The sequence below is a fragment of the Pseudooceanicola nanhaiensis genome (assembly GCF_020171315.1).
Classification (GTDB): domain Bacteria; phylum Pseudomonadota; class Alphaproteobacteria; order Rhodobacterales; family Rhodobacteraceae; genus Pseudooceanicola; species Pseudooceanicola nanhaiensis_A.
On sequence record NZ_JAIUZP010000014.1, the window covers coordinates 44,454 to 68,839 of the forward strand.

A 24,386-nucleotide genomic window follows, 5' to 3' on the forward strand; every position below is an offset into this window, starting at 1 on the left:
CTCACTCAGCGGCCTTGTCGGCCATCAGGGTCTGGATCAGCGCAAAGACGAAGATCACGCCCAGGAAGAAGACCGACAGCGCCGCCGCGTAGCCCATGTTGAAATACTCGAACCCCTCAAGGAACGTCAGGTAGAGGAACACCTCCGAGGCATGGGCCGGCTGGCCCTGCGTCAGGATCGCCACCGTGTCGAAAAGCTTGAACGCCGTGATCGACGAGGTGACCGCCACGAAGACCGAGGTCGGCGCAAGCGCAGGCCATGTCACCCGCAGGAACTCGTCCACCGGGTGATCCGCCCCGTCGATCCGCGCCGCGTCATAGAGGCTGCGCGGGATCGCCGTCAGCCCGGCGATGAACAGCACCATGTTGAAGCCGATGATCGCCCACAGCGAGATCCCCGCCAGCGAGAACAGCACCACCTCGGGCGAGCCGAGGAAGTTCACCGGCCCGATCCCGATATTGCCCAGCCATTCGTTCAGGATGCCCTGCCGGCTGTCCATCAGCGCCGACCAGACCAGCGCCATCGCCGTCAGGGTCGAGGTCACGGGCATGAAGTAGAGGATCTCGAAGACCGAGCGGAACTGCTTGCGCTTCTGGATCGAGATCGCCAGCCACAGCGGGATGACGAAGGCGCAGGGCAGGAAGACCGCCGCATAGACCGCCGTATTGCGCAGCGCGTTGCCGAACTGCGCGTCCCCGAACATCTTGATGTAATTGGCGAAACCGACCCATTCCCAGTAGTCGCTGATCAGCGTGTAATCGGTCAGCGAGGCCAGCACCACGGCGATCATCGGCCCGATATAGATCAACAGGATCAACACGATGGCCGGGGCCACCATGGCATAGGCCAGCCGGGCCTGCCGCCGTTGCAGAAGGGGCGCGCTCATGCCGGCACCTCCGTGCGCAGCGAGGCCCCCTGCCCCACGGCCAGCCGCTGACCACCCGCCCCGAAGAGCAGCACGGCACCCACCGGCACCTCGGCCGCGAAGGTTTCGGGCAGATGCAGCGGCGCGCTTGCGTCGGGCGCCTTCTGCACCCGCAGGCGCAGGGCCACGTCGGGCGCATGGGCCAGCGCCCCGTGCACCACCAGCTCGCCGCCCAGATCCTCGACCCCGTGGCGCACCACCTGCAGGCCGAAGGACGGGCCCGTGCCGCTGCCGGCCAGACGGATCGCTTCGGGGCGGATGCCCAGCATCAGGTCCGTGCCCTCGGGCTGGCCGCTGGCCACGGGCAGCGCCTGCCCCGCCAGCTGCAGCCCACCGGCCACCGCGCGCACCGGCAGCAGGTTCACCTCCGGCGAGCCGATGAACCGCGCCACGTCGATCGAGGCCGGATCGCCATAAAGCGCACCCGGAGGGCCGACCTGCAACAGGTGCCCCTCCTGCAACAGCGCCACCCGGTCGGACATGGTCATCGCCTCGACCTGATCGTGGGTCACGTAGACGAAGGTCAGCCCCGACTTGCGATGCAGCTCCACGATCTCGCGGCGCACTTCGACCCGCAGCTTGGCGTCGAGGTTCGACAGCGGCTCGTCCATCAGGAAGAGGCTGGGATCGCGCACCAGCGCCCGGCCCAGGGCCACCCGCTGACGCTGCCCGCCGGACAGCGCCGCAGGCCGCCGGTCCAGCAGATGCGCAATGCGCAGCTGCTCGGCCACCTGCTGCACCTTGGCGGCAATCTCGCGCCGGGTCTGGGCATGGCCGGGGGTCACCCATTTCGCGCCGGGCAGACGCGCCCGCATCGGCAGGCGGCCCATGACCAGCGGCATCGCCATGTTCTGCGCCACGCTCATATGCGGGTACAGCGCATAGTCCTGGAACACGAGCGCCACGTTGCGAGCCTTGGGCGTGGCCTGATCGACCGCAACGCCGTCGATCTCGATCCGCCCGCTATCGGCGGTCTCGAGCCCCGAAATGATCCGTAACAGGGTCGATTTACCGCACCCCGACGCCCCCACCAGCGACAGGAACTCGCCGTCCTGCACATCGAGGCTGATCCCCTTCAGGACCTGCGTTTCGCCAAAGGATTTCTTGATGTCGGTGAGGGTGAGCCGTGCCATGTCCTGAACCTGTAAAAAAGCAGGCGGGGGCCAGAACCGGCCCCCGCCCTTTTGGGTCTCTGCGCGATCAGCGCTTCATCAGCTGTTCAGCGATGTCCTTGACCTGCGCGGCGCCATCCTCGGGGGTGGTCTCGCCCAGCATCACGGCGCGGAAGACGGACCGCTGGTCGCGCCAGATCTTCTCGGACTGGGTGCCCGGGTAACCCCACCATGCACCGGCGCGGGCGTATTGGCTCGACGGCGTGGCGAAGTAGGGCTCGGCCTTGTAGTAGGCGCCGAGGTATTCATCCTCCAGCGACATCACGTTGGTCGGCAGATAGCCGGTGTTCTTCGCGGTCAGCTCCTGACCTTTCGGGCCGGTCAGGAACTTCAGGTATTCCCAGACAGCCGCCTGTTTCTCGGGGTCCTGCGTGGTGATGATGCCCGCGTTGCCACCCGTCGGCAGGGTGCCGTTGGCGTCATCCCAGACGGTGAACTTGATCGAGCGCAGGTCAAAGCCTTCGCCCACGCGTTCCTGCATCAGCTTGGCCGAGGCGGGGGAGTTCGCGTAGAAGCCCATCTTGCCCGAGGTGAAGGCGGTCAGCTGGGTGTCGATGTCGGTGCGCGGGTCGTAACCGCCCTCGGTCACCATGCGGCGGGCCAGCTGCATGGCCTTCAGGCTGCGCTCGTCCGCGTCGAACGCCACGGTGTCGCCCGCGTCGTTCAGCATCTGGCCGCCCTGCTGGGCGATCAGCACCTGGAACATCCAGTCATCGCCCCACTGGTCCACGGCAAAGGACATGCCGTCGATATCGTCCCCCAGCGCGTCGACCTTGGCGGCCAGTTCCAGCACGCCGTCCCAGTCGGTGGGGAAGTCTTCGACCTCGACGCCCGCTTGCTTCAGCAGGTCGGCGTTGACGTACCACTGCACGACCGAGGCGTTGAAGGGCATGCCGTATTGCACGCCGTCCACCTGGCCCAGGCCCAGCATCTGCTCGGAGTAGTTCGCGTCCTTCCAGCCCGCTTCTTCCTTGTCCATCAGCGTGGACAGGTCGGCGATCTGGCCGCGCTGCGCCATGGCACGGGCCAGCGAGGGCAGCTGGTTGTAGGCCTCGAAGGCGCAATCGGGCAGCGTGTTGGTGGCCGAGGCGCGCATCAGCTTGAGGTGCGTGTCCGAGTAGTTCTGCGCCGGAGCGGCATAGGTCACCTCGACCTCGTCCTGCATCGCGTTGAACATCTCGGCCAGCGGCTGGTGCTGGCGGCTCAGGTGGCCGGCGTTGGTCAGGCAGGTGATCTGGGTCTTAGCGTGGGCGGTGCCGGCAAGCGCCAGCGTGGCCACCACGGCCAGGGTGAACTTCGAGGTCATGGGTCGTTCCTTTGTGACGGGGGCCGGAGGGGGCCTTGGAAACCGCTGATCCGGGGGATGGCCCCGGCTCATGGGCGGCTCACTAGCCGGGAAAGCACGACGGAACGGCGACGGTTTTCCAAAGCTTCCATGGCGGTTGCGTGACGCCTTCATGAACTTCGCCCCCTGCCCCGCCGCCATCGCCACGCCGTCGCAAAGCCGTTACGCAAACGCCCTATGGCGCGCTCCATTAACGGAGACCCCCTCATGAAGATCATCCACATCACCGACACCCACCTCGTGCCTGCGGGCGAGACGCTCTATGGTCTCGACCCCACCGCGCGGCTCAAGCGGGTGCTCGACGACGTCAACCATACGCATCCGGATGCTGGCCTCGTCGTCCTCACCGGCGACCTGACGCAGGACGGCAACCCGGTGGCCTATGCCCAGCTGGACGCGCTGCTCTCCGACCTGCCGATGCCGGTGCGCCTGCTGCTCGGCAACCACGACGCCCGCGACAACTTCCGCGCCGCCTTCCCGCAGCACCCGGTCGACAGCCACGGCTTCGTCCAGTCGATGATGGAGGTGCCCGGCTCCGACGACCGGCTGCTCTTCCTCGACAGCAACTCGACCACCGAGATCGGCGGCCGCTTCTGCCCCGAGCGTGCGGCCTGGCTGCGCGAAACACTCGCCACCTGCCCCCAGAGCCCGCTGACCGTCTTCATCCACCATCCGCCCGTGGCCCACGGCATGGCGCATTTCAACAACATCGGGATGCATGATGCGAATATGCTGATGGAGATCCTCCGCGCCCATCCCGGTGGCGTTCGGCACATCTTCTTCGGCCACATCCACATCCCGCTGACCGGCACCACCCGCGACGGGATCGGCTTCACCGCGGGCCGTGGCTGCACCCACCAGTTCCGGCAGGACTTCCTCAACCCCGCCCCCGACTGGGTCGCCGGCGTGCCGAACTATGCCGTCATCACGCTGACCGACGATCTGCTCTCCTGCCACGGCGTGGATACGCTCGACGCCCAGACGATCGCCCCGGCGACCTTCTGCGCTGGCCCATGATCTGATCAAGGGGCGGACACGACGCCCGCCCCTGCCCTTCTCCCCTTCCACACGCTGAGAGCCGAGAGCCGAGAGCCGAGAGCCGAGAGCCGAGAGCCGAGAGCCGAGAGCCGAGAGCCGAGAGCCGGGCATCGCAGACGGCCCTGACAAACGCCACCCCTCGCGGGTGGCGTTTTGCATCTGCCCCCAGCGTACCGCCCTCCGTCCACCCCCCGCCCGGCCGCAGGCCGGGCAGCGCCGACCCGCCCCCATGGGGCGGCGCTGAAGCGCCACCCCGCGGGTTTCTGCTGCCCTCCGCGTTTCCTGACCTCGGCCCGCATGGGGGCCTGTCGACGCCAAAGTGAGCGCCGCAAGGCGCCTCCCTCGCCGGGCCGATCCGCGACGGCAAGACCAGCCAGCCCCCCCCGGCTCGCCTCCCAATTCGCCCCCCGCCCCAACGTCGCCGCCCTGCCCCGCTTCCCAACCGCCTCCGCGCCCTTTAGAAGAGTGAGTCCTTTCACCGCGGGGCCCACATGAGCAGCATTCCCGTCGGGCTTTCGCTCGACCTCCTCGGCACTTTCGTCTTCGGGCTCTCGGGCGCGATGCTGGCGGTGCGCCGGCAGCTCGATCTCTTCGGCATCGCGGTGCTGGCGATCTGCACTGCACTGGCGGGCGGCATGGTCCGCGACCTGATGCTGGGCGCCACGCCCCCCGCCGCGCTGCACGACACGCGCTACCTCTACACCGCGCTCGCCTCTGCCGTCGTGGTCTTCTTCGGGCACCGGCTGATCGAGAAGATGCACCGTCCGGTCATGGTGCTCGACGCGCTCGGCCTCGGGCTCTTTGCGGTGGCCAGTTGCCGCAAGGCGCTGCTCTACGGGCTCGACCCGCTCTCAGCGATGCTGCTCGGCGTGGTGGCGGCGGTGGGCGGCGGCGCCCTGCGCGACATCCTCGTGACCGAGGTGCCCCGCGTGCTGCGCGAGGACATCTATGCCCTCGCCGCCCTGCTTGGCGCAGGCGTCGTCGTGGTGGGCCGGGCGCTGGACCTGCCGGATTTCTGGACCAGCGTGGCGGGTGTCCTGCTCTGCGCGCTGTTCCGGATCGTCAGCCACTGGCGGGGCTGGCAGGTGCCCCGGGCGCCGGGATCGTCCTGAGCGCCACGATTCGTATTATGTTAAGAGACAGCCTTCCCCGGGTCTGACCTTCCCCGCGGGGAAGGTCGGGGAAGCAGTGGCGCAGGATATGGCTCCCGGAACCGAAGGCGGCCTTGCCCGGCATGGCCCGGCTGTCGCCTCATTCGGAAGCCCACGCAGGCGGAACTGACCCTCAGCCCGAGGCCCCAGCCAGCCGGAACCTTCCCCGCGGGGAAGGTCCTCCCACCGGGTCGGGTGCCTCGAACGCAAGAGCCCTACGCGACCGAGAAGGCCTCCCGCCCCGGTCGGGACCCTCAAACGAAAGAGACCCCTCCGTGCCGGAGAGGTCTCTAATCCCCACAACAGGGTCTGTTTGATGACCAATCTTCCCCGCGGGGAAGACCCTCAGTCGAGCTGGTCGAGCATCTTGCGCACCGCCTGTTCCAGCTTGCGCCGGTCAATGGTGGAGAAGTCCCGATCCAGCCGCAGCTCCAGCCGCCCGTTGGCGGCGGTGCATTTCGCCCGGCCCTCGCGGCGGTCGAACTGGAAGCTGGTCTTGGCCTTACCGGAGGCCGCGGGCTTGGGCGTGGCGACCCCGGCACGGGCGGGCGGGACATGACCCTCGGCAGGCGCGGTCAGCCCGGCGAAGCGGCGCAGCACCTCCAGCTCTTCCTTGACCGAGCGGTTGTCGAGCGGGCCGAGCGCCTCGGCGATGGCCCCGGCCAGACCCTCGACCTCCTCCAGCCGCGCGGCAAGCGCGAGGCCGAGGGCGCGGGGAATCTCAGGCGCGAATTGCAGCTGCGGACCGATGGCCGCGATCACCCGGATGAAGCTGCGGATGTAGCTGCGCTTCTGGTAGCCGGCGGACTTGAAGAGCTCGGCCACGGCCTTGTCGGCGTCGCTGGTCGCTGTCTCCGGATCGGCGGCATAATCGATCGCCAGCTGCGCCATTTCGGCAAAGGAGATGTCCTTGCGTACGAGGTTCTCATCCACCATCCGGCGATAGAGCGCGTCGAGCCCCTCACCCTTGGGCGTGATCGCGGCGGGGATCGTGGCGTAGCTTTCGTCGCCGGTTTCCTCCAGCAGCGCGCGGTAGGCCGAGAGGCGGCGGAAGCCCTGGATCAGCTCGTAGCGGCCGCCCTCTGCCTCCTCGACCCGGATCGGGTTCGAGAGGCCAAGGGCGCGGATGGAATCGCGCAGCTCGCCCAGTTCCTCGTCCGGCCCGGCAGCACGGTCCCGGACCAGCTTGGAGGTGTGGATCGCATCCAGCGGCAGCAGGTCGACCACGAGGCCGAGTCGCTTGAGGCGGACGTGCTCATGGGCGAGGCGGTCATTCTCGGCACGGATCCGGGCCTCGACCTCGCGGCGTTCGCGGAGGCTGTCGGCGGTCTCGCCGATGGCCGTGGCCATGGGGCCGCGACGGGCGGCGCGGGGGGCCTCGGCGGGGGCGACCTTCCCCGCGGGGAAGGTCTGCGGATCCGGCTCGGCCTTGGCCTCGGGCTCAGGGGCCGGGGCCGGTTCAGCTGCGGGCGCGGCGGAGGGGGTGCTGTCCTCCTCCGGCATGGAGATGTCGAAGATGCGGCGTTTGCGGCTCATGGCTCTCTCCTTCAGACCTTGTCCCAGTTGGCGATGATGTTGTCGCGGAACTCGCCATAGGCGCGGTCGAAACTCTCCCGGGCGCGGCGCCATGTTTCGCGGGTCATGTCGCGGTAGTCGATCTCGTAGACCGAGCTGAGGAAGCGGCCGGATTGTTCGACGGCGCGGGTCATCTCGATCGGGTTCTGTGTCACATGATCCCCAAAAACCTTGCGGAAGGCCTCCAGCATCGCGCGGTGCAGGTCGTTGCCGGGCTCGTAGCGCGTCATCAAGAAGCGGATGTCGGCGAAGGCCTTGGGCAGGGCGATCTTCCCCGCGGGGAAGTTTTCGCCGAAGCCATGGGCGAGGTCCTCGAGCGCCTCGGAGAGCTGGCCGATGAAGGAGGTCGTACTGTCGTATTCCCAGTAGCCGGGGCCGGAGGGGATGTAGAGCGCGTCGGCGGCGAAGACCGCGTTCATGGACTGGTACCCAATGGCGGGCGGGCAGTCGAAGATGATGAGGTCGTAATCGTCATCGCCGAGGCCATCGAGGTAGCGCGACACGGCGGCGAAGAAGGTCCACTCCGGGTTCAGGTGCCGGTACTGGGCCGAGGCGAACTCGACGAAGGCGGCGTTGGCGCAGGAGGGGATGATGTCAATCGTGGACCAGGAGGTCTGCTTGATGAAATCGTGGTGGCGCAGCTCGTCGAGGCCCATGTCGCGGATCGAAGCGGGGATCTTGCGGGCGGGCAGGGCGGTGCCGCTCTCGGCCCCGACGAGGGCCGCGTTCTGGCGGTCGGTCTCGCGGATCAGGTCGCGGGCCATGATGCCCCAGACGGTGTAGTCCTCGGCCACGTCGGTGAGGCCCATGGAGTGGGAGAGCGTGGCCTGCGGGTCGAAGTCCACCAGCAGCACGCGGTAGCCGTCGAGGGCGGCGGCATGGGCGAAGTGCAGCGCGACGGTGGACTTGCCGGCGCCGCCCTTGAAGTTGGCGACCGCCGCGCGGAAGGCGCGCTTGCCGGCGGGGCGGGGCGGCATCAGGCTCTTGCGGTTGATCTTCATGCGGCGGCGCAGCTCGTTGATCTCTTCGAGCGTGTACCAGCGCTGCCGGCCCTCGGCCTCGACCTCGCCGGAGGGCAGGGAGGGATCGGCGGCGAGACGGCCGCGAAAGGTGGACTGGTTGATGCGCAGGATCAGCTCGGACACCTCCCAGGAGGAGAAGCGGCGCAGGGTCTTGCGGCTTTCGGGGCTGAAGGTCTGCTGGCGGATCCAGCCCTGCATCTTGAGGGACTGCGCCTGCAGCTGTGCGAGGTCTTCGTGGGTGTACATGCTCGGCCTCTGTTTATCAGGACGTAAATTGTTTCTCACTTTCGAATTACGCTGGTTTCCCGAAAAACGCAAAAGGGAAGTTCCCCCGAACAGCGTTCTGTGAGATCTTCCCCGCAGGGAAGGCCAGGGGCCGTTAACCCCTGTGCAGCAAGGCGAATCGAATCGAGTGTGATTCCCGGTGATTCCCTCCGAATCCCTGAGTCGCGCCTTGGGGATGACCCCAGATCTAGGGGGACACCACGGGGGCCTCTGCTGCATATTGGGGGACAAAAGTGCCTGATTAGGGGACACACAGGCTGTCCCCCTCTACCAATTGATACCGATTTCTTCGAAATGGTTCTGGGAAGGGCGAGTTGCTCGCTTGACAGGATCAGCCAATCGGACGCAAATAGATGCATGATCGGAATTAGCGTCGAGTTCGTAGAAAACTCTCCCCGATCAGAGGCGACACACCGGGCAGTCTTCCCAGACAGGGACCTTCCTTCCCGGCGACAACACGGAACATCACCGAAGCATCCTCAGAAGGGGATCACCGGGACAGGAGACGCGGGATGCAACTTGCCCGAGCGACAGGTCGTGCGGCGGCCTCGCGTAAATACGATATTCTATCCGCGCTGATGGCGCTTGGCCTGTCGCAGGACAAGGTGGCCCAGAGACAGATCATGCGGATGATGGCGCTGATCACCACGCGCTACAACTGGCAGCGCGACGAACTGGCCATGGGCCAGCGGGAGATCGCCCGGCTGTGGTCGGTGGACGAGCGCACGGTGAAGCGTGAAATGGCAAAGCTGCGCGGCCGCGGCTGGCTGGTGCAGAAGACACGCGGCGCGCGCGGACGGATCAGCACCTATGGCATCGACTTCGAGCGGATGCTGGAAGACACCCGCCCGGCCTGGGCGCTGATCGGCGAGGACTTCGTCCAGCGGCTCGATCCGAATGCCTCGGTCCCGGCGGGCGAGGAGACGGCGACGAATGTCGTGCCCCTGCGCAAGGTCGTGCCCGAGGAGGGAGGATCGGTCTGGGGACAGGCGCAGGCGATCCTGCATGGCGAGGATGCCTCCACCTATGGCGCGTGGTTCCACGGGCTGACCGAGGTGGACCGCGAGGGCGGCACGATGATCCTGGCGGCGCCGTCGTCGTTCATCGCGAGCTATGTGACGACGCATCTGCGGGAGCGGCTGCGGGTGGCACTGCGGCGGGTGGACCCGACGATCTCGGATTTGCGGGTGGTGTGCTGAGGCGGGGCAGGGGGCTCCGGTTCGGCTGGATGGGAGCGCTCCGTTGAGGGGCGCTTTTTTCTTTGGCCTCTCTGGGGTGTTCCGCCCGGCCTTGGGCCGGGCTGCGCCGACCCGCCCCCATGGGGCGGCGCAAGTGCGCCACCCCGCGGGTCAGCTCAGCCCTTCGTGGTCATGTCGGCCGGGGACACTGGTCGTGCAGTCTTTGACCGATTCCCTCACCCAGCCCGTTGCACGGCCGTCTGGGGTTGCGGGATTTCCACCTTCACCCCGGCGTCCAGCAGCAGCTGGTAGATATGCGCGAAGGTCTCGTCCGCGATCATCGTCTGGTGCTTCCGCTGGCTGAGGAAGCTTTCGACCGGATCGTAGAACTTGATCGCCGCGTCGATGTCCGCGTCGGAGCCCTTGCGATAGGCGCCAAGCCGGATCAGCTCTTCCATGTCGGCGTATTTCGCGAGCGTCCGGCGCGCGGCCTGAAGCACGGCGTATTCAGCCTCGGAGTGGCAGTCGGGCAGCATCCGCGAGATGCTCTGATGCAGGTCCACGGCGGGGAAGCGGCCCCGTTCGGCGATGCGCCGGGCGAGGACGACGTGGCCGTCCATGATCCCGCGCACCGAGTCGGCCACCGGTTCGTTCATGTCGTCGCCGTCCACGAGGACGGTGTAGATCGCGGTGATGTCGCCGGTGCCCTCGGTCCCCGGGCCCGCGCGTTCCATCAGTTGCGGCAGCTCGGCGAAAACCGTGGGCGGGTAGCCCTTGGAGGTCGGCGGTTCGCCCCCCGAGAGGCCGATCTCGCGCTGTGCCATGGCGAAGCGGGTGACGCTGTCCATGAGCAGGAGGACCTGCAGGCCCTGATCGCGGAAGTATTCGGCCACAGCGGTGGCGGTCCAGGCGGCTTGGCGGCGCATCAGCGGCGGCTCATCCCCGGTGGAGACCACGACGACCGAGCGCGCCATACCCTCGGGGCCGAGGTCCTCCTCGATGAAGTCCATGACCTCGCGGCCCCGTTCGCCGATCAGCCCCACGACGATCACGTCGGCATCGGCGTTGCGGGCCAGCATGGCCATCAGCGTCGATTTCCCGACGCCGGAGCCGGAGAAGACGCCCATCCGCTGACCACGGCAGAGCGGGGTGAAGACGTCGAAGATCTTAATGCCGGTTTCGAGACGGCGCCCGACGCGGCGGCGATCGAAGGCGGGCGGGGGCCCGGCCTTGACCTTGCGGGGATGGTCGCCCTCGTGCAGCGGGCCCTTGCGGTCCACCGGTTCGCCAAGCGCGTTGATCACCCGGCCGACCCATGCGGAGTGCGGGCGGATCATCTCACCCTGCGGAGAGAAGGTAACCTCGTTCCCGGTGGTGACGCCATGCCAGGTGCCAAACGGCAGCACATGGGTGCCCTGGTCGTCGATCCCGACCACTTCGCCCAGAACCGGACCGTGGCGGCCCTGCACGATGCAGCGCTGCCCGATGCCCATGACGCGCTCAAGACCAGTCACGGTGAGGGAGAGGCCCAGGATGGCCTTGACCTCACCAACTATTCTTGTTGCATCAAGGTTACGCGCAAACGTAGATAGTTCAGAAAACGGGGTCTGCATGAGCCTTATCCCGTAGAAAAGCCGATTTATACATGCTATTCTTGATTGAGAGAAAAGGAAACAGCCTTTGAAACTTCAGGATATGTCATTTTTCCGGGTCGCGTCCGAGCGGATGAAGTGGCTGTCCGCGCGGCAATCCGTGATTTCGGAGAACATCGCGAACGCCAACACGCCGAATTACAAGGCGCGTGACGTGGCGGGCTTCGACGAGGCCATGGGCCGGGCGCGGCAGTCCAGCGGCATCGTGGTGACGGATGCGCATCACATCAGCGGCACGGCGCCCTCGGGCGGGATCCGCACCGAGGCGGACGACACCGCGTGGGAAACCGGCATGGATGGTAACAACGTCGTGCTGGAGCAGCAGGCGATCACGGCCAACGAAGTGAGCGAAAGCTACCGGATGGCCGCGCAGCTCTACAAGAAGGGTCATGACCTGCTGACGCTGGCCGTGACCGGCATTCGTTAAGGAGACTTGTCATGGATCCCCTGAAGTCCATTGCGACCGTCTCGGCCTCGGGCATGCGCGCGCAGGGCGAGCGGCTGAAGGTCGTGTCCGAGAACGTGGCGAACGCCAACTCGCTGGGTTCTTCGCCCGGGGCGGAGCCCTACCGTCGCAAGACGATTTCCTTCGAAGAGGCCGTGGACCGCGAGAGCGGCGTGTCGCGCGTCGAAGTGTCGGACATCGGTCGCGACATGAGCGAGTTCGAGCTGACCTACGACCCCTCGCATCCGGCAGCGGACGAGAACGGTTACGTCAAGATTTCCAACGTGAACACGGTGCTGGAGATGGCCAACATGCGCGAGGCCGCCCGCACCTACGAAGCCAACATGAACATGTTCGAGGCCGGCCGGCGGATGCGCAGCCAGATCCTCGACCTGCTGGAGTGAGACTAGATGGTTGATACGACCCTGATTTCCTCGGCCGCGGCGCGCGGGGCCTACCAGAACTCGTTGCAGATCCATGCGGAGCGCAACGTGCTGGAGCAGGCGGGCTCGGACGAGGGCGGGACCAGCTTCGCGGATATGCTGAAGCAGGCCACCGAGAATGCCGTGGACACCGCCCGCGAGGCGGACCGCGTGACCATGGCCGGTGTGCAGGACAAGGTGGGCACGCAGGAGGTGGTCGAGGCCACGATCGCGCTGGAGAGCACGGTGAAGACCGCCGTGGCCGTGCGCGACAAGCTGGTCGATGCCTACCGCGACATCATGAACATGCCGCTGTAACGCGGCCGGGCTGGGGGCGGACGTGACCGAGGGCGATACCTACGACATCCTGTCGGAGATGTTCCTGACGGTGCTGTATGGCGCCGCCCCGGTCATGATCGTCGCCCTGCTGGTGGGTCTTGGCATCGCCTTCTTCCAGGCACTGACCCAGATCCAGGAGATGACGCTGACCTTCGTGCCGAAGATCGCCGCGATCATCATCACGCTGCTGGCGGCGACGCCCTTCATCTACAACGTGCTGCTGCGCTTTTCGGACCGGATCTTTGACCTGATCGTCAGCGGGGGCCTGTGAAGGTCCGGGCGCTCCTTGCCGCGGTTGCGGCGGTTCTGGCCGTGCCTGCGCTTGCAGGCGACGGCTGGTCCGGTTTCTACACCCCGACGGAGCGCCCGCGTCAGCGGATGGAGGCGGTGGTCGAGGATACCGGCGTCTGCGTGCGCGAGATCCTGAAGGCACAGCTGCGCCACGGCATCCCGGAAAACATCCTGCTGGGCATCGGCCTGCAGGAGGCGGGGCTGCGGCGCGACGGGCATTTCACGGTCTGGCCCTGGGCGGTGAACGCGGAAGGCACCGGCCGCGTGTTCAGCAGCCGCAACGAGGCGCTGAACTGGGTCGCGGACCAGAAGCGTCAGGGCGTGAAATCCATCGACGTGGGCTGCATGCAGATCAACCTGCACTGGCACCCCGATGCCTTCCGCAGCCCGGCCGAGGGCTTCGACCCGGCCACCAACGTGGACTATGCCGCCCGGTTCCTGAAGTCGCTTTACGACAAGACCGGCGACTGGGTGACGGCGGCGGGGTCCTACCATTCCTTCACCCCGGCCAAGCGCGAGATCTACCTGACCTCGCTGCGGCGCAACGTGACCGTGGCCAACGAGCGGATCGCGGAGTTCCGCGCCATGGCCGCCGGGACCGACATCCAGCTGGCCGAGGCGACCCCGGCCCCCGCGCCGGTGCAGGCCGGGGCCTTCTGGTCCGGGCAGATGACGAAAGGGGAGGGGCGCTGGACGCTGTATTCCTCGCGCGAGATGCAGCCCATCCTGCCCAACTTCGAGGCCATGTTCTGAGATGAGCAAGACAGCCACCGCCAAGGCCAAGCCCTTTGCCCTCCCGGAGTGGATGACCCGCTCGCTGGCCAATCACGACATCGGCTTTGCCATCGGCGTGACGCTGGTGCTGCTGATGCTCTTCATCCCGCTGCCTCCGGTGCTGCTGGATCTTGGGCTGGCGATCTCGCTGTCGCTGTCGGTGCTGATCCTGATGGTGGCGCTGTGGATCCCGAAGCCGCTGGAGTTCAACTCCTTCCCGACGCTGCTGCTGGTGGTGACCATGCTGCGGCTGTCGCTGAACGTCGCCTCGACCCGGCTGATCCTGAGCGAGGGCCACACCGGGCCCGGCGCGGCGGGTGGCGTGATCGAGGGCTTTTCGCGGTTCATCGTGGGCGGCAATTACGTCATCGGGATCGTGATCTTTACCATCCTCGTGGTGATCAACTTCGTGGTGATCACCAAGGGCTCGACCCGGATCGCGGAAGTCGCGGCGCGGTTCTCGCTGGATGCGATGCCGGGCAAGCAGATGGCGATCGACGCCGACCTTGGCGCGGGCATGATCGACGAGAACGAGGCCCGCCGCCGCCGCAAGGAGCTGGAGGACGAAAGCGGGTTCTTCGGGGCCATGGACGGTGCGTCCAAGTTCGTGCGCGGCGACGCGGTGGCGGGGATCATCATCACGCTGGTGAACGTGGTGGGCGGCATCCTGATCGGCGTGCTGCAACACGGGCTGTCGGTCGGATCGGCTGCGGATTTCTACACGGTGCTGACCATCGGCGACGGGCTGGTGAGCCAGATCCCCGCGCTGGTCGTATCGCTGGCCGCGGGCCTGCTGGTGACCAAGGGCGGCACCGAGGGCGCGGCGAACGAGGCGGTGCTGGGGCAGCTGTCGAAGTTCCCCAAGGCGCTTTACATGGCCGCCGCGCTGCTTTTCGGGATCGGGCTGCTGCCCGGCTTCCCGATGCCGATCTTCGTGCTGCTGACGGGGTTGATGGCCGGTCTTGGCTGGACGATGCAGCGCCGGGCGCAGGCGGCGGAGGACAAGAAGGTCCGCGACGCGGTTGCGGCCGAGCGGGCGGGCGCGGCCAAGCCCGAGGACGACATCAAGGAAACCATGAAGCTGGACGATCTGCGCCTCGAGATGGGCGCGGCGCTGGTGCCGTTGATCAACGCGCCCGACGCCGCCCTGCCGGGCAAGATCCGCTCTCTCCGCTCGCTCTTCGCGCGCGAATACGGCTTTGTCCTGCCCTCGGTGCGGATCAAGGACGAGGCGGCGCTGCCCTCCACCAGCTATGCGATCCGGGTGCAGGGCGTGGACGTGGCCCGGGGCGAAGTGCGCCCGCACGGCATGATGGTGATCAACCCCGCCGAGGCGCCGATCGCCCTGCCGGGGGAGAAGTGCAAGGACCCGACCTTTGGCCTCGACGCGGTCTGGGTCGACCGGGCCCATGCGCAGGAGGCCGAACGGCAGGGGTACACCGTCGTCGATCCCGAGAGCGTCATCACCACCCACCTGACCGAGGTGATCAAGGAGCATATGCCGGAGCTGCTGACCTATGGCGCGACGCAGGGCCTGATCAACAACCTCGACCGGGAGTACCAGAAGCTGGCGAACGAGATCGGCGGCTCGCCGGTGATCACGGTGCAGCAGGTGCTGCAACAGCTGCTGAAGGAACATGTCTCGATCCGGAACCTGCCGCTGATCATCGAGGCGATTGCCGAGGTCGGGCGCAAGAACCCGAACATCATCACGGTGACGGAGCATGTGCGGCGCAAGCTGGCGAGCCAGATCTGCAACTCGCTGACCGATCAGAGCGGCTATATCTCGGCCATCAACCTCTCGGGCAGCTGGGAGAAGGAATTCATCGACGCGGTGCGGGTGAACGGCGACGACCGGAATTTCCTGATGTCGCCGCAGCGGGTGCAGGAATTCGTGCTGCAGGCCCGGCAGGTGATCCAGAAGCACGCCTCGAAGGATGAATGGCCCGCGATCATGGTGCCGCCGGACGTGCGGACCTTCGTGCGGTCGATGCTGGAGCGGGTCAGCCCGCGCACCCCGGTGATTGCCCACGCGGAGATCCACCGCAAGGCGCAGATCCGCACCGTCGGCACCATCGGGGACTGACGCGATGGACCTGACGGCCTTCCTGACGGCGCAGGTGACGGGCTTCGTGCTCGTCTTTGCGCGTCTGGGGTCCACCTTCATGTTCATGCCGGGCTTCGGCGAGGCGCTGATCCCCCTGCGGGTGCGGCTGGCCTTTGCGCTGCTGCTCTCGGTCGCGCTGCGGCCCGCGGTGGACGTGCCGGACACCGAGTTCGCCAATGTCTTCCAGCTGATCTTCTCGCTGGGGCTGGAGGTGACCATCGGGGTCTGGATCGGGATCACCGCGCGGATCATCATGTCCTCGATCCAGTTCGCGGGCTACCAGGTGGGCCTGACCTCGGGCCTTGCGAACGCGTTCTCGAACGAGCTGGGATCGTTCCAGGGCTCGACCCTGATCGCCTCGGCGCTGATGATGGCGGGGGCGGCGCTGATCTTTGCCAGCGACCTGCATTACCTGATCATCGACGCGCTGATGCGCTCTTACGAGGTGTTTCCGCTGGGGGGGATGATGCCCGGCGACATGGCCCAGCAGATCCTGCGGGCGGGGGGCATGAGCTTCTACATCGGGGCGATGATCGCCGCGCCCTTCTTCGTCATGTCGCTGGTGCTGAACGTGGGCTTCGGCCTTGCCAACCGGATGATGCCCACGCTGCCGGTCTTCTTCATCGCGGCGCCCGTCCTCATCGCCTCGGGGCTTTTCGTTCTGGTCATGGCCAGCCCGATGATGCTTCATGTGGTCCACGACCGCTTTGCCGACTGGCTGAACGGCCTGGTCTTCTGAGGGCGGCGCGATGGCAGAGCAGGATACCGACAAGGACAACCGCACAGAGGAGCCGACGCTCCGAAAGCTGCGAAAGGCGCGGCAACAGGGGGACGTCCCCTCCTCGCGGGAGCCGGGCATCCTCATGGGCGTGCTGTCCCTGACGATCATCGCGATGTTCCTGCTGCCGCAGATGGGGCCGAACCTTGCCGGGGTGCTGGGCAACATCTTCCGCATCGCCGGCACGGTCGAGATCGGCGAGGACCGCGCGGGCCTGCGCGACGTGGGGCAGGTCACGTGGTCGCTGGCGCGGAGCCTTGGCGTCGTGCTGGGGCCGGTGCTGGTGCTGCTGGTGACCACGGCGATCTTCGGCGTGCTGGTCCAGGGCGAGACGGTGGTGGCCGTCGAGCGGATCAAGCCCAAGATGTCCAAGATCAACCCGCTGGCGGGGTTCAAGCGCATCTTCTCGGTCGATGCCCTGGTCGAGTTCCTGAAATCCGTGTCCAAGGTGCTGTTCGTGGGCTCTGTCGCGGTCTGGGTCGGCACCCGCGCCGTGCGCCAGATCTGGCAGGGCGAGGGCATGCTGCCCGAAACGCTGCTGGCCTACATCGGGCGGCAGGTGGCCCTGCTGCTGATCATCGTGACCGTCTTCCTTGCGGTGCTCTCGATCGTCGACGTGATCTGGAAGCGGCACCGCTGGATGCAGAAGCAGCGCATGACGCTTCAGGAAGTGAAGGAAGAGCACAAGGAAAACGAGGGCGATCCGCAGATCAAGGCGCGCCGGATGCAGCAGCGCCGGAAGCGGGCCAAGCAGCGGATCAAGACCGCCGTGCCGAAGGCCACCGTGATCCTGACCAACCCGACCCATTTCGCGGTCGCGCTGCGCTATGAGCAGGGCACCGACATCGCCCCGGTCTGCGTAGCCAAGGGCGCGGACCTGATGGCGGCGCAGATCCGGAAGCTGGCGCTGGAGCACGAGGTGCCCATCGTCGAGAACAAGCCGCTGGCGCGGGCGCTTTTCACCGTGGCCGAGATCGACGAGCAGATCCCGCTGGAGCACTGGCAGGCGGTGGCGGAGATCATCGGCTTCCTCTTCGACCTGAAGAAGAACGTGGACCGTCGTCCGCCGGAGGGCTCCAGCCTGCGCTTCGACTGAGGCGGGGGCCGCGGGACTGCCGGATAACCCGGCAGTTGGTCGGGCGAGGCGCGCCGGGGCAGGGGGTGTCCTTGTCATCCGCCGGGGGCGCTCCTACGGTCCGGGCCGAACCTCACCCGGGGCCTGCCTCCCTCTGCCGGTCCGGCTTTTTCCCCGTTTTTTAAGGACAGACGACGCGATGACCTTCCAAAAAGATGTCGAGACCCGTTACGGCGGGCTGATGCCCGCAAAGCCGCTGATCGAGGCGACCGCCGTGATGGAGCAGATGATGTCCCACCGGTCGGTCCGCAGCTACGAGGACCGGCCGCTGCCCGAGGGGATGCTGGAGACGCTGCTGGCGGCGGGCCAGTCGGGGGCCTCCTCCTCCAACATGCAGGCGATCAGCATCGTCGCGGTGCGCGATCCCGCCCGCAAGGCCGAGCTGGCGGAGATGGGGCGTCAGCCTTTCCTCGCCACGGCGCCGGTGATCCTGTGCTTCGTGGCGGACCATTCCCGCGCGGCCCGGATCGGCGCGCGCACCGGGGTCGATCTCTTCACGCTGCCCTACATGGACAACCTGCTGGCCGCGACCTGCGACTGCGCCATCGTGGCCCAGAACATGGTGCTGGCGGCGGAATCGCTGGGGGTCGGAAGCTGCTATGTCGGCAACCTGCGCAACGAACCGGCCCGGCTGGCCAAGCTGCTGAACCTGCCGCCGCGCGCGGTGGTGATCTTCGGCCTGACCATGGGCTACGAGGCGCCGCCCGTCACTGGTGTCCGCCCGCGTTTGCCGCAGGGCGTTGTCCTGCACGAGGAGACCTACAACCGCGACGAGGCCGCCGAGGCACAGATCATGGCGGAGTACGATGCCGTCTTTGCCCGCCACGAGGCCGGGCAGAACCGCCCGCCGGTCACCTTCTCACAGCGCAACGCCGAGCGCTATGCCAGTGCCGAATACCTGTCGGGCCGGGACAAGCTGAAGGCGCAGTTGCAGGACATGGGTTTCCCCCTGCTCTGATCGGAACCTTCCCCGCGGGGATGAGGGACGGGCGTGGCCGAGGGGCCGCGCCCGTTTTGCGTCAGGGGAAGCGTCACGATAGAATTAGCTTGCAGATAATTAGCTAGATACCTATCCTGAGGCCAACTTTGGGAGGAGTTCGGCTCATGATTGAGTATGAGGCCCTGCTGGCGCGTGAATTTGCGCCGGTGGAACACAGCTATTCGAAACGCGATACCATTCTCTATGCGCTTGGCCTTGGCCTTGGCGCGGATCCGTCGAACCCCGCGCATCTGCGCGCGACCTACGAGGGGGCGGAAGGCTTTGGCGCGCTGCCCGCCATGGTCAACGTGCTGGCCTATCCCGGGTTCTGGGCAATGGAGCCCGACACCGGCCTGACATGGCAGAAGATCCTCCACGGCGAGCAGAGCCTGACGCTCCACGCCCCGCTGCCCGCCGAGGGCACGCTGGTGGGCGAGACGAAGGTCACCGGCATCGTGGACAAGGGCGCCGACAAGGGCGCGCTGATCTATTCCGAGCGGGTGCTGACCGACAAGGCCAGCGGCACGAAGATCGCCACCGTCGCCTCCACCAGTTTCGCGCGGGGCGATGGCGGGTTCGGCGGGCCGGACGGGCCGGTGAAGCCGGTGCACAAGCTGCCCGAGACGGATCCGGAGGCGACCTTCGATCACCCGACGCAGCCCGGTGCGGCGCTGATCTATCGGCTGAGCGGCGACTGGAACCCGCTGCACGCGGATCCGGCGGTGGCGCAGGGCGTGGGCTTCGAGAAGCCGATCCTGCACGGGCTCTGCACCCTTGGGATCGCCGCGTGGTCCGTGACGCAGGCCATGGCGGAGGGGCGGTCCGAGGCGTTGACCCATCTGCAGCTGCGGTTCTCGGCGCCGGTCTATCCCGGCGAGACGATCCGCACCGAGATGTGGCGCGCAGGAAACGAGGTCTCGTTCCGCGCCCGCGTGGTGGAGCGCGATGTCATCGTGCTGAACAACGGTCTGGCCCGGCTGGGCTGAGGGAGGACGAGATGAGCGACCGCATGCAACCGACGATCTACTCTGAGACACAGTTCTACTGGGACGGCGCGAAAGAGGGGAAACTGCTGCTCAACGCCTGCACCGCCTGTGACGGCGGCGCGTATTTCCCGCCGCGCCCGTTCTGCCCGAAGTGCGGCAGCCGGGACGTGACGGTGCAGGAGGCCTCGGGCAAGGGGACCCTGCATTCCTACGTGATCAGCCACATGCCCGCCCCGGGCTATGAACCGCCCTTCACGGTGGCCGTGGTGATGCTGGAGGAAGGCGTGAAGATGATGAGCAATATCCTCGACTGCCCCGCCAATCCAGAGGCGCTGGAGCTGGACATGGCGCTTGAGGTGACCTTCGAGGCGCGGGGGGACCTGATGATCCCGCAGTTCCGGCCCGCGACAGGAGGTGCGGCATGACCAAGGCTTCCATCGCCATCGTCGGCGCCGCCGAGACGACCCGCATGGGCAAGGTGCCCGAACTGAGCCAGACCGGCCTGCATGCCGATGCCGCGCTGAACGCCATGGCCGAGTGCGGCCTGACGCCCGCCGACATCGACGGGATCGCCACCGCTGGCCACGACAGCGCCGAGATCGCGCAGTACCTCGGCATCACGCCGACATGGCAGGACAGCACCTCGATCGGGGGCTGCTCCTTCATCCTGCACGTGCGCCACGCGGCGGCGGCGATTGCCACGGGCCTGTGCAAGACGGTGCTGATCACCCACGGGGAAAGCGGGCGCTCGAACAACCGGGCGCACCGGCCGCTGTTCCCCTCGATGCAGCAACAGGAATTCGAAGCCATCTATGGCCCGCTGTTTCCCCCGTCGCGCTTCACTCTCCCAGTGTTGCGCAAGATGAAAGACGACGGGCTTACGCTGGAACAGCTGGCCATGGTGGCCGTGGTGCAGCGGGAATGGGCCTCCCGGCACCCGCGCGCCACGGCCCATGATCCGATCACTGTGGACGACGTGCTCTCGGCCAAGATGATCGCCTGGCCCTTTACCAAGCTGATGTGCTGCCTCGTCTCGGACGGGGGCGGGGCGCTGATCCTGACCTCGGCGGAGCGGGCGCAGGATTTCCCGACCAAGCCCGTTTACCTGCGCGGCATGGGCGGCGAGAGCTGCGAGGGGCCGATGGTCTCGCAGATGGAGGATTTCACCTCCTCCAAGGCGTTCCGGGTCTCCGGCAAGGCGGCCTTCGAGAGCGCGGGCATCAGCCATTCGGACGTGGATCACCTGATGATCTACGATGCCTTCGCCCATCTGCCGGTCTACGGGCTGGAGGATCTGGGCTTCGTCGCCAAGGGCGAGGGCGGGGCCTTCATCGCCGAGGGCAACACCCGGCCCGGGGGCAGGCTGCCGCTGAACACCAACGGCGGCGGGCTGAGCTACATGCATTCAGGCATGTACGGGATGTACGCGTTGCAGGAGGGCGTGCGGCAGATGCGCGGGCTCTCCCCGGCGCAGGTCGAGGGCGCCAAGCTGTCGGTCGTGCATGGCGTGGGCGGTATGTTCTCGGGCGCGGCCACCGTCGTGCTGACCTCGGAGGACCAGTGGTGAGCCGCTTTGCGGGGCGCCATGTCCTCGTCTCCGGCGGGACCAGCGGCATCAACCTCGGCGTGGCGCGGATGTTCGCGCGCGAGGGGGCGAAGGTCTTCACCTTCTCGCGCAGCGCCGAGAAGGTGGAGGCCGCGGTGGCAGAGCTGCGCGCGCTTGGGGCGCAGGCCGAGGGCGCGGTGGCCGATGTGCGCGACGCCGCAGCCGTGGCCGGGGCGGTCGGCCGCGCGGCAGAGGTCTTCGGCCCCATCGATGTGCTGATCTCGGGCGCGGCGGGCAACTTCGTGGCGCGGGCGCGCGACATCTCCTCGAACGGGTTCCGGGCGGTGATGGAGATCGACGTGCTTGGCACCCATCACGTGACGCACGCGGCCTATCCGCATCTGCGCAGGCCGGGGGCGGTGGTGGTCAACGTCTCGGCCGCGCAGGCGCAGGTGGCCATGGTGGGGCAGGCCCATGTCTGTGCCGCCAAGGCGGGGGTCGACATGCTGACCCGGACGCTGGCGCTGGAATGGGGCCCGGAGGGCATCCGGGTGAATTCCGTGCTGCCGGGCCCGATCGGGGACACCGAGGGCATGAAGCGCCTCGCCCCGGACGAGGCCTCGCTGGCGGCCAAGATCGCCTCTGTCCCGCTGCGCCGCATGGGCGCGGTCGAGGACGTGGCGCAGCTCTGCGGGTTCCTCTGCTCCGAGGCGGCGAGCTATATCACCGGCGCGGTGATCCCGGTGGACGGGGGCGCGGTGCTGAACCCGATGCCCACGCGGATGGAGGCCTTCATCGATGGCTGAGGGGGCACTGGCGGGGCTGCGGGTCCTCGATCTGAGCGATCATCGCGGCATCATGGCGGGACGGCTGCTGGGGCTGATGGGGGCGGATGTGCTCTCCGTCGAACCGCGCGGGGGCAGCGCCGCGCGGCGGCAGGCGCCGTTTGACGCTCTGGGGCAATCGCTGCACTGGCGGGCCTATGGCACCGGGCGGCGCTCGCTGCTGCTGGACCGCGCGGCCGAGGCCGGGCGTCTGGCCGCGCTTGCCGCGCAGGCCGACGTGGTGATCGAGGCGGGCACGCCGTCGGAGGGGTTCCTTGATACCGTCGCGCTTCACGAGGCGAACCCGGGCCTCGTGCACCTGATCGTCACGCCCTACGGGCTGACCGGGCCCAAGGCCGATCACGCGTCCAGCGACCTGACCCTCTGGGCCGCCGGCGGCGCGCTGAAGCCGACCGAGGCGCAGGCCGCTGGCGTGCCGACTCGGATCACCCTGCCGCAGAGCTGGCACCATGCGGCGGCGGATGGTCTCTGCGGTGTCATGGTCGCGCTGGAGGCGCGGCGGCGCAGCGGGCAGGGGCAGCGGGTGGTGACCTCGGCGCAGGCCTCGATCACGCAGTCCACGCTGAGCCTCAGCCTCGCGGCGCGGATCGGGCATCCGGATTACGTCTTCCGCCCCGAGATCCGCTCGAAGAAGAAGCGGGAACTGGACCTGAGCGGCTCCGGCTCGCGCACGCAGCGCTCCAAGTGGCCGGTGCGCGACGGGCTGGTGGAAATGCACCTCGCCCTCGGGCCGGCGGCGGGGCGGTTCACCAATGCGCTCTTTGCGCTGATGCACCGCCGTGGCGCCTGTTCGGAGGAATTCGCGGCGTGGGACTGGGTGACGCTGCCGCCGCTGATCGAGAATGACGAGATCCCCGAGGAGAAGCTGGAGCAGGCCCGGGCCGAGGTGGCGGCCTTCCTTGCGCCCATGACCAAGGCAGAGGCGGTGGAGATGGCGCTGGAGCACCGGCTGATGCTGGCGCCGATCATGGACACCGCCGATCTGGACGCCAGTCCCCATGCGGCGGCGCGGGGCTTCTTCCACGCGGTGGACGGGCTGCGCCTGCCGGGCGATCTGGCGCGTGGTTTTCCCGGTGGCTTCACCGTGCCCCGTGCCGCGCCCGCGCCGGGGGAAGGCGGGCTGGAGGCCGAGGCCGCGTGGCTGGCCGGGCGGGACAGGGTGCCTTTTGCGCCCGATGTGCCGGAGGGCGGTGCGCCCTTTGCCGGGCTGACGGTGCTGGACCTGTCGTGGGTCGTGGCCGGGCCGATGATCGGCCGGTGCCTCGGCGATTTCGGTGCCCGGGTGATCCGGGTGGAGAGCCGCAAGAAGCTGGAGACCGCCCGCGTCACCGGCCCCTATCCGGGAGGCGAGAAGAACCCCGACAAGTCCGGGCTCTACGAGAACTGCAACGCGGGCAAGCTGGGGGTGACCCTCGATCTGGGCACCGAGGAGGGGCGCGCCGTGCTGCGGGACCTCGCCGTGCGGGCCGACGTTCTGGTGGAGAGTTTCGCCCCGGGCCAGATGGCGCGGTGGGGGCTTTCGCATGCGGCGCTCGCAGAGGGGAACCCGGGGTTGATCATGCTCTCGACCTCGCTCATGGGGCAGAGCGGGCCGTGGCACCGGCTGGCGGGCTTCGGCAATATCGGCGCGGCCATGTCGGGGCTGCAAATCCTTGCAGGCCGCGAGGGTGCGCCGCCGGTGGGGCCTTACGGGCCGTATACGGATTTCGTGGCCCCCCGCGTCGCCTTGCCGGTGCTGCTGGCCGCGCTGGAGCGGCGGCGCAGGACGGGGCAGGGGGCGTGGCTGGATGTCTCGCAGGCGGAGGCCGGGATGCAGTTCATCGCGGAGAGCTTTGCCACCTATGGTGCGACCGGCGCGGTGCCGGTGGCCCATGCCAACCGCGATCCGCTGGCCTGTCCGAACAACGTCTATCCTTGCATCGCTGCGCAAGGCGACACCGCCTGGGTCGCGATCTCGGCCCCCGACGATGCCAGCTGGCAACAGCTGGCCGGGGCGGTGGGACTGGCGGCGCAGGAGTGGCCCGGGCTGGCCGACCGGCAGGCGGCGGAGGCAGAGATCGACGCGGCGCTGGCCGCCTGGACCGCCGGGCAGGAGGCCGGCGCGGTGGAGGCGCTGCTGCAACGGCTGGGCGTGCCCGCCGCCGTGGTGGCGGATACCGAGGACCTCGCCGTCGATCCGCAGCTGGCGGCCTGGGGCCATTTCGTGGAGCTGCCGCGCGGGGATCAGAGCCTGTCCGTGGTCGAGGCCTGCCGGTTCAAGCTGAGCGAGACGCCCGGCGCGCCGAAGATTTCCGCGCCGCATCTGGGTCGCGATACCGAGGCGGTGCTGGCAGAGGTGCTGGGTTATTCGCCCCGCAAGATCGACGCGCTGCGGACCGTGGGCGCGCTGGACTGAA

General features: G+C 67.7%; 23 protein-coding genes. 17 read left to right on the forward strand and 6 right to left on the reverse strand.

All coding sequences use genetic code 11. The annotated features are described in order from the left end of the window. Nucleotide 1 precedes the first annotated feature (1 nt). The 3 genes from LCM32_RS19945 to LCM32_RS19955 form a co-directional block, all read right to left on the reverse strand. On the reverse strand, nucleotides 2–886 hold the full coding sequence (locus LCM32_RS19945; RefSeq protein WP_224822850.1) for a carbohydrate ABC transporter permease: 885 nt from the start codon (nucleotides 884–886) through the stop codon (nucleotides 2–4). Beyond that, a complete protein-coding gene (locus tag LCM32_RS19950; RefSeq protein ID WP_224822851.1) occupies nucleotides 883–2,058 on the reverse strand; it encodes an ABC transporter ATP-binding protein in 1,176 nt (391 codons plus the stop codon). The genes LCM32_RS19945 and LCM32_RS19950 overlap by 4 nt, the downstream gene beginning before the upstream one ends. A gap of 67 nt (nucleotides 2,059–2,125) precedes the next feature. Beyond that, nucleotides 2,126–3,403: an ABC transporter substrate-binding protein gene (locus LCM32_RS19955; protein WP_224822852.1), complete on the reverse strand. Its 1,278-nt coding sequence runs from the start codon at nucleotides 3,401–3,403 to the stop codon at nucleotides 2,126–2,128. Between the two features lie 246 nt (nucleotides 3,404–3,649). On the opposite strand from LCM32_RS19955, the gene LCM32_RS19960 reads away from it, so the two are divergent. Beyond that, entirely contained in the window at nucleotides 3,650–4,459 is an 810-nt protein-coding gene (locus tag LCM32_RS19960; protein WP_224822853.1) for a phosphodiesterase, read from the forward strand. Between the two features lie 512 nt (nucleotides 4,460–4,971). Continuing rightward, the gene (locus tag LCM32_RS19965; RefSeq protein WP_224822854.1) at nucleotides 4,972–5,592 is read left to right on the forward strand and encodes a trimeric intracellular cation channel family protein; all 621 of its coding nucleotides are present in this window, start codon (nucleotides 4,972–4,974) and stop codon (nucleotides 5,590–5,592) included. Between the two features lie 384 nt (nucleotides 5,593–5,976). Here LCM32_RS19965 and LCM32_RS19970 read toward each other — a convergent pair whose 3' ends face one another. Both LCM32_RS19970 and LCM32_RS19975 read right to left on the reverse strand, forming a co-directional pair. Next, nucleotides 5,977–7,167: a ParB/RepB/Spo0J family partition protein gene (locus tag LCM32_RS19970; RefSeq protein ID WP_224822855.1), complete on the reverse strand. Its 1,191-nt coding sequence runs from the start codon at nucleotides 7,165–7,167 to the stop codon at nucleotides 5,977–5,979. 11 nt (nucleotides 7,168–7,178) lie between these two features. Then, a complete protein-coding gene (locus tag LCM32_RS19975) occupies nucleotides 7,179–8,474 on the reverse strand; it encodes an AAA family ATPase (RefSeq protein ID WP_222495313.1) in 1,296 nt (431 codons plus the stop codon). A 551-nt stretch (nucleotides 8,475–9,025) separates the two neighbouring features. Between LCM32_RS19975 and LCM32_RS19980 the strand changes: the two genes are divergently transcribed. Further along, a complete protein-coding gene (locus tag LCM32_RS19980) occupies nucleotides 9,026–9,712 on the forward strand; it encodes a hypothetical protein (RefSeq protein ID WP_224822856.1) in 687 nt (228 codons plus the stop codon). A gap of 215 nt (nucleotides 9,713–9,927) precedes the next feature. Here the strand turns inward: LCM32_RS19980 and fliI are convergent, their stop codons facing one another. Further along, nucleotides 9,928–11,304 carry a flagellar protein export ATPase FliI gene (gene fliI / locus LCM32_RS19985; RefSeq protein ID WP_224822857.1) on the reverse strand — a complete coding sequence of 459 codons (1,377 nt, stop codon included), beginning with the start codon at nucleotides 11,302–11,304 and terminating at the stop codon, nucleotides 9,928–9,930. An 82-nt stretch (nucleotides 11,305–11,386) separates the two neighbouring features. Between fliI and LCM32_RS19990 the strand changes: the two genes are divergently transcribed. From LCM32_RS19990 to LCM32_RS20055, 14 genes are all read left to right on the forward strand, one after another. Then, the gene (locus tag LCM32_RS19990) at nucleotides 11,387–11,770 is read left to right on the forward strand and encodes a flagellar basal body rod protein FlgB (protein WP_224822858.1); all 384 of its coding nucleotides are present in this window, start codon (nucleotides 11,387–11,389) and stop codon (nucleotides 11,768–11,770) included. An 11-nt stretch (nucleotides 11,771–11,781) separates the two neighbouring features. Further along, the gene (gene flgC, locus LCM32_RS19995) at nucleotides 11,782–12,192 is read left to right on the forward strand and encodes a flagellar basal body rod protein FlgC (RefSeq protein ID WP_224822859.1); all 411 of its coding nucleotides are present in this window, start codon (nucleotides 11,782–11,784) and stop codon (nucleotides 12,190–12,192) included. A gap of 6 nt (nucleotides 12,193–12,198) precedes the next feature. After that, complete coding sequence (locus LCM32_RS20000; RefSeq protein WP_224822860.1) at nucleotides 12,199–12,528, forward strand: flagellar hook-basal body complex protein FliE; 330 nt, start codon at nucleotides 12,199–12,201, stop codon at nucleotides 12,526–12,528. 22 nt (nucleotides 12,529–12,550) lie between these two features. Then, nucleotides 12,551–12,820 (forward strand): flagellar biosynthetic protein FliQ, encoded by a 270-nt coding sequence (locus tag LCM32_RS20005; RefSeq protein WP_224822861.1) that lies wholly within the window; start codon nucleotides 12,551–12,553, stop codon nucleotides 12,818–12,820. Then, nucleotides 12,817–13,593: a lytic transglycosylase domain-containing protein gene (locus tag LCM32_RS20010; protein ID WP_224822862.1), complete on the forward strand. Its 777-nt coding sequence runs from the start codon at nucleotides 12,817–12,819 to the stop codon at nucleotides 13,591–13,593. Before LCM32_RS20005 ends, LCM32_RS20010 begins: the two co-directional genes overlap by 4 nt. A gap of 52 nt (nucleotides 13,594–13,645) precedes the next feature. Next, nucleotides 13,646–15,700: a flagellar biosynthesis protein FlhA gene (gene flhA, locus LCM32_RS20015; RefSeq protein ID WP_224822882.1), complete on the forward strand. Its 2,055-nt coding sequence runs from the start codon at nucleotides 13,646–13,648 to the stop codon at nucleotides 15,698–15,700. 4 nt (nucleotides 15,701–15,704) lie between these two features. After that, nucleotides 15,705–16,460, forward strand: coding sequence for a flagellar biosynthetic protein FliR (locus LCM32_RS20020; RefSeq protein WP_224822863.1), 756 nt, complete (start codon nucleotides 15,705–15,707; stop codon nucleotides 16,458–16,460). Between the two features lie 10 nt (nucleotides 16,461–16,470). Then, on the forward strand, nucleotides 16,471–17,595 hold the full coding sequence (flhB, locus tag LCM32_RS20025) for a flagellar biosynthesis protein FlhB (RefSeq protein ID WP_224822864.1): 1,125 nt from the start codon (nucleotides 16,471–16,473) through the stop codon (nucleotides 17,593–17,595). A gap of 178 nt (nucleotides 17,596–17,773) precedes the next feature. Then, nucleotides 17,774–18,592, forward strand: coding sequence for an NADPH-dependent oxidoreductase (locus tag LCM32_RS20030; protein ID WP_224822865.1), 819 nt, complete (start codon nucleotides 17,774–17,776; stop codon nucleotides 18,590–18,592). Between the two features lie 146 nt (nucleotides 18,593–18,738). After that, nucleotides 18,739–19,599: a MaoC family dehydratase gene (locus LCM32_RS20035; RefSeq protein WP_224822866.1), complete on the forward strand. Its 861-nt coding sequence runs from the start codon at nucleotides 18,739–18,741 to the stop codon at nucleotides 19,597–19,599. Nucleotides 19,600–19,610: 11 nt separating this feature from the next. Further along, nucleotides 19,611–20,024: a Zn-ribbon domain-containing OB-fold protein gene (locus LCM32_RS20040; RefSeq protein ID WP_224822867.1), complete on the forward strand. Its 414-nt coding sequence runs from the start codon at nucleotides 19,611–19,613 to the stop codon at nucleotides 20,022–20,024. Continuing rightward, nucleotides 20,021–21,166, forward strand: a complete 1,146-nt coding sequence (locus LCM32_RS20045) for a thiolase C-terminal domain-containing protein (RefSeq protein WP_224822868.1) — start codon at nucleotides 20,021–20,023, stop codon at nucleotides 21,164–21,166. Before LCM32_RS20040 ends, LCM32_RS20045 begins: the two co-directional genes overlap by 4 nt. Continuing rightward, the gene (locus LCM32_RS20050) at nucleotides 21,163–21,951 is read left to right on the forward strand and encodes an SDR family oxidoreductase (RefSeq protein WP_224822869.1); all 789 of its coding nucleotides are present in this window, start codon (nucleotides 21,163–21,165) and stop codon (nucleotides 21,949–21,951) included. Before LCM32_RS20045 ends, LCM32_RS20050 begins: the two co-directional genes overlap by 4 nt. After that, nucleotides 21,944–24,385: a CaiB/BaiF CoA-transferase family protein gene (locus LCM32_RS20055; RefSeq protein WP_224822870.1), complete on the forward strand. Its 2,442-nt coding sequence runs from the start codon at nucleotides 21,944–21,946 to the stop codon at nucleotides 24,383–24,385. Before LCM32_RS20050 ends, LCM32_RS20055 begins: the two co-directional genes overlap by 8 nt. Nucleotide 24,386 lies beyond the last annotated feature (1 nt).

What these genes read in the sequence shown, in the direction of transcription:
- flhA (WP_224822882.1), top strand. Translation starts at nt 13,646, where the DNA reads ATGACCCGCTCGCTGGCCAATCACGACATCGGCTTTGCCATCGGCGTG.
- LCM32_RS19945 (WP_224822850.1), bottom strand. Translation starts at nt 886, where the DNA reads ATGAGCGCGCCCCTTCTGCAACGGCGGCAGGCCCGGCTGGCCTATGCC.
- LCM32_RS20030 (WP_224822865.1), top strand. Translation starts at nt 17,774, where the DNA reads ATGACCTTCCAAAAAGATGTCGAGACCCGTTACGGCGGGCTGATGCCC.
- LCM32_RS19955 (WP_224822852.1), bottom strand. Translation starts at nt 3,403, where the DNA reads ATGACCTCGAAGTTCACCCTGGCCGTGGTGGCCACGCTGGCGCTTGCC.
- LCM32_RS19975 (WP_222495313.1), bottom strand. Translation starts at nt 8,474, where the DNA reads ATGTACACCCACGAAGACCTCGCACAGCTGCAGGCGCAGTCCCTCAAG.
- LCM32_RS19980 (WP_224822856.1), top strand. Translation starts at nt 9,026, where the DNA reads ATGCAACTTGCCCGAGCGACAGGTCGTGCGGCGGCCTCGCGTAAATAC.
- flhB (WP_224822864.1), top strand. Translation starts at nt 16,471, where the DNA reads ATGGCAGAGCAGGATACCGACAAGGACAACCGCACAGAGGAGCCGACG.
- LCM32_RS19965 (WP_224822854.1), top strand. Translation starts at nt 4,972, where the DNA reads ATGAGCAGCATTCCCGTCGGGCTTTCGCTCGACCTCCTCGGCACTTTC.
- LCM32_RS20035 (WP_224822866.1), top strand. Translation starts at nt 18,739, where the DNA reads ATGATTGAGTATGAGGCCCTGCTGGCGCGTGAATTTGCGCCGGTGGAA.
- LCM32_RS20000 (WP_224822860.1), top strand. Translation starts at nt 12,199, where the DNA reads ATGGTTGATACGACCCTGATTTCCTCGGCCGCGGCGCGCGGGGCCTAC.
- LCM32_RS19970 (WP_224822855.1), bottom strand. Translation starts at nt 7,167, where the DNA reads ATGAGCCGCAAACGCCGCATCTTCGACATCTCCATGCCGGAGGAGGAC.
- LCM32_RS19960 (WP_224822853.1), top strand. Translation starts at nt 3,650, where the DNA reads ATGAAGATCATCCACATCACCGACACCCACCTCGTGCCTGCGGGCGAG.
- LCM32_RS20045 (WP_224822868.1), top strand. Translation starts at nt 20,021, where the DNA reads ATGACCAAGGCTTCCATCGCCATCGTCGGCGCCGCCGAGACGACCCGC.
- flgC (WP_224822859.1), top strand. Translation starts at nt 11,782, where the DNA reads ATGGATCCCCTGAAGTCCATTGCGACCGTCTCGGCCTCGGGCATGCGC.
- fliI (WP_224822857.1), bottom strand. Translation starts at nt 11,304, where the DNA reads ATGCAGACCCCGTTTTCTGAACTATCTACGTTTGCGCGTAACCTTGAT.
- LCM32_RS20055 (WP_224822870.1), top strand. Translation starts at nt 21,944, where the DNA reads ATGGCTGAGGGGGCACTGGCGGGGCTGCGGGTCCTCGATCTGAGCGAT.
- LCM32_RS20020 (WP_224822863.1), top strand. Translation starts at nt 15,705, where the DNA reads ATGGACCTGACGGCCTTCCTGACGGCGCAGGTGACGGGCTTCGTGCTC.
- LCM32_RS19950 (WP_224822851.1), bottom strand. Translation starts at nt 2,058, where the DNA reads ATGGCACGGCTCACCCTCACCGACATCAAGAAATCCTTTGGCGAAACG.
- LCM32_RS20040 (WP_224822867.1), top strand. Translation starts at nt 19,611, where the DNA reads ATGAGCGACCGCATGCAACCGACGATCTACTCTGAGACACAGTTCTAC.
- LCM32_RS19990 (WP_224822858.1), top strand. Translation starts at nt 11,387, where the DNA reads ATGTCATTTTTCCGGGTCGCGTCCGAGCGGATGAAGTGGCTGTCCGCG.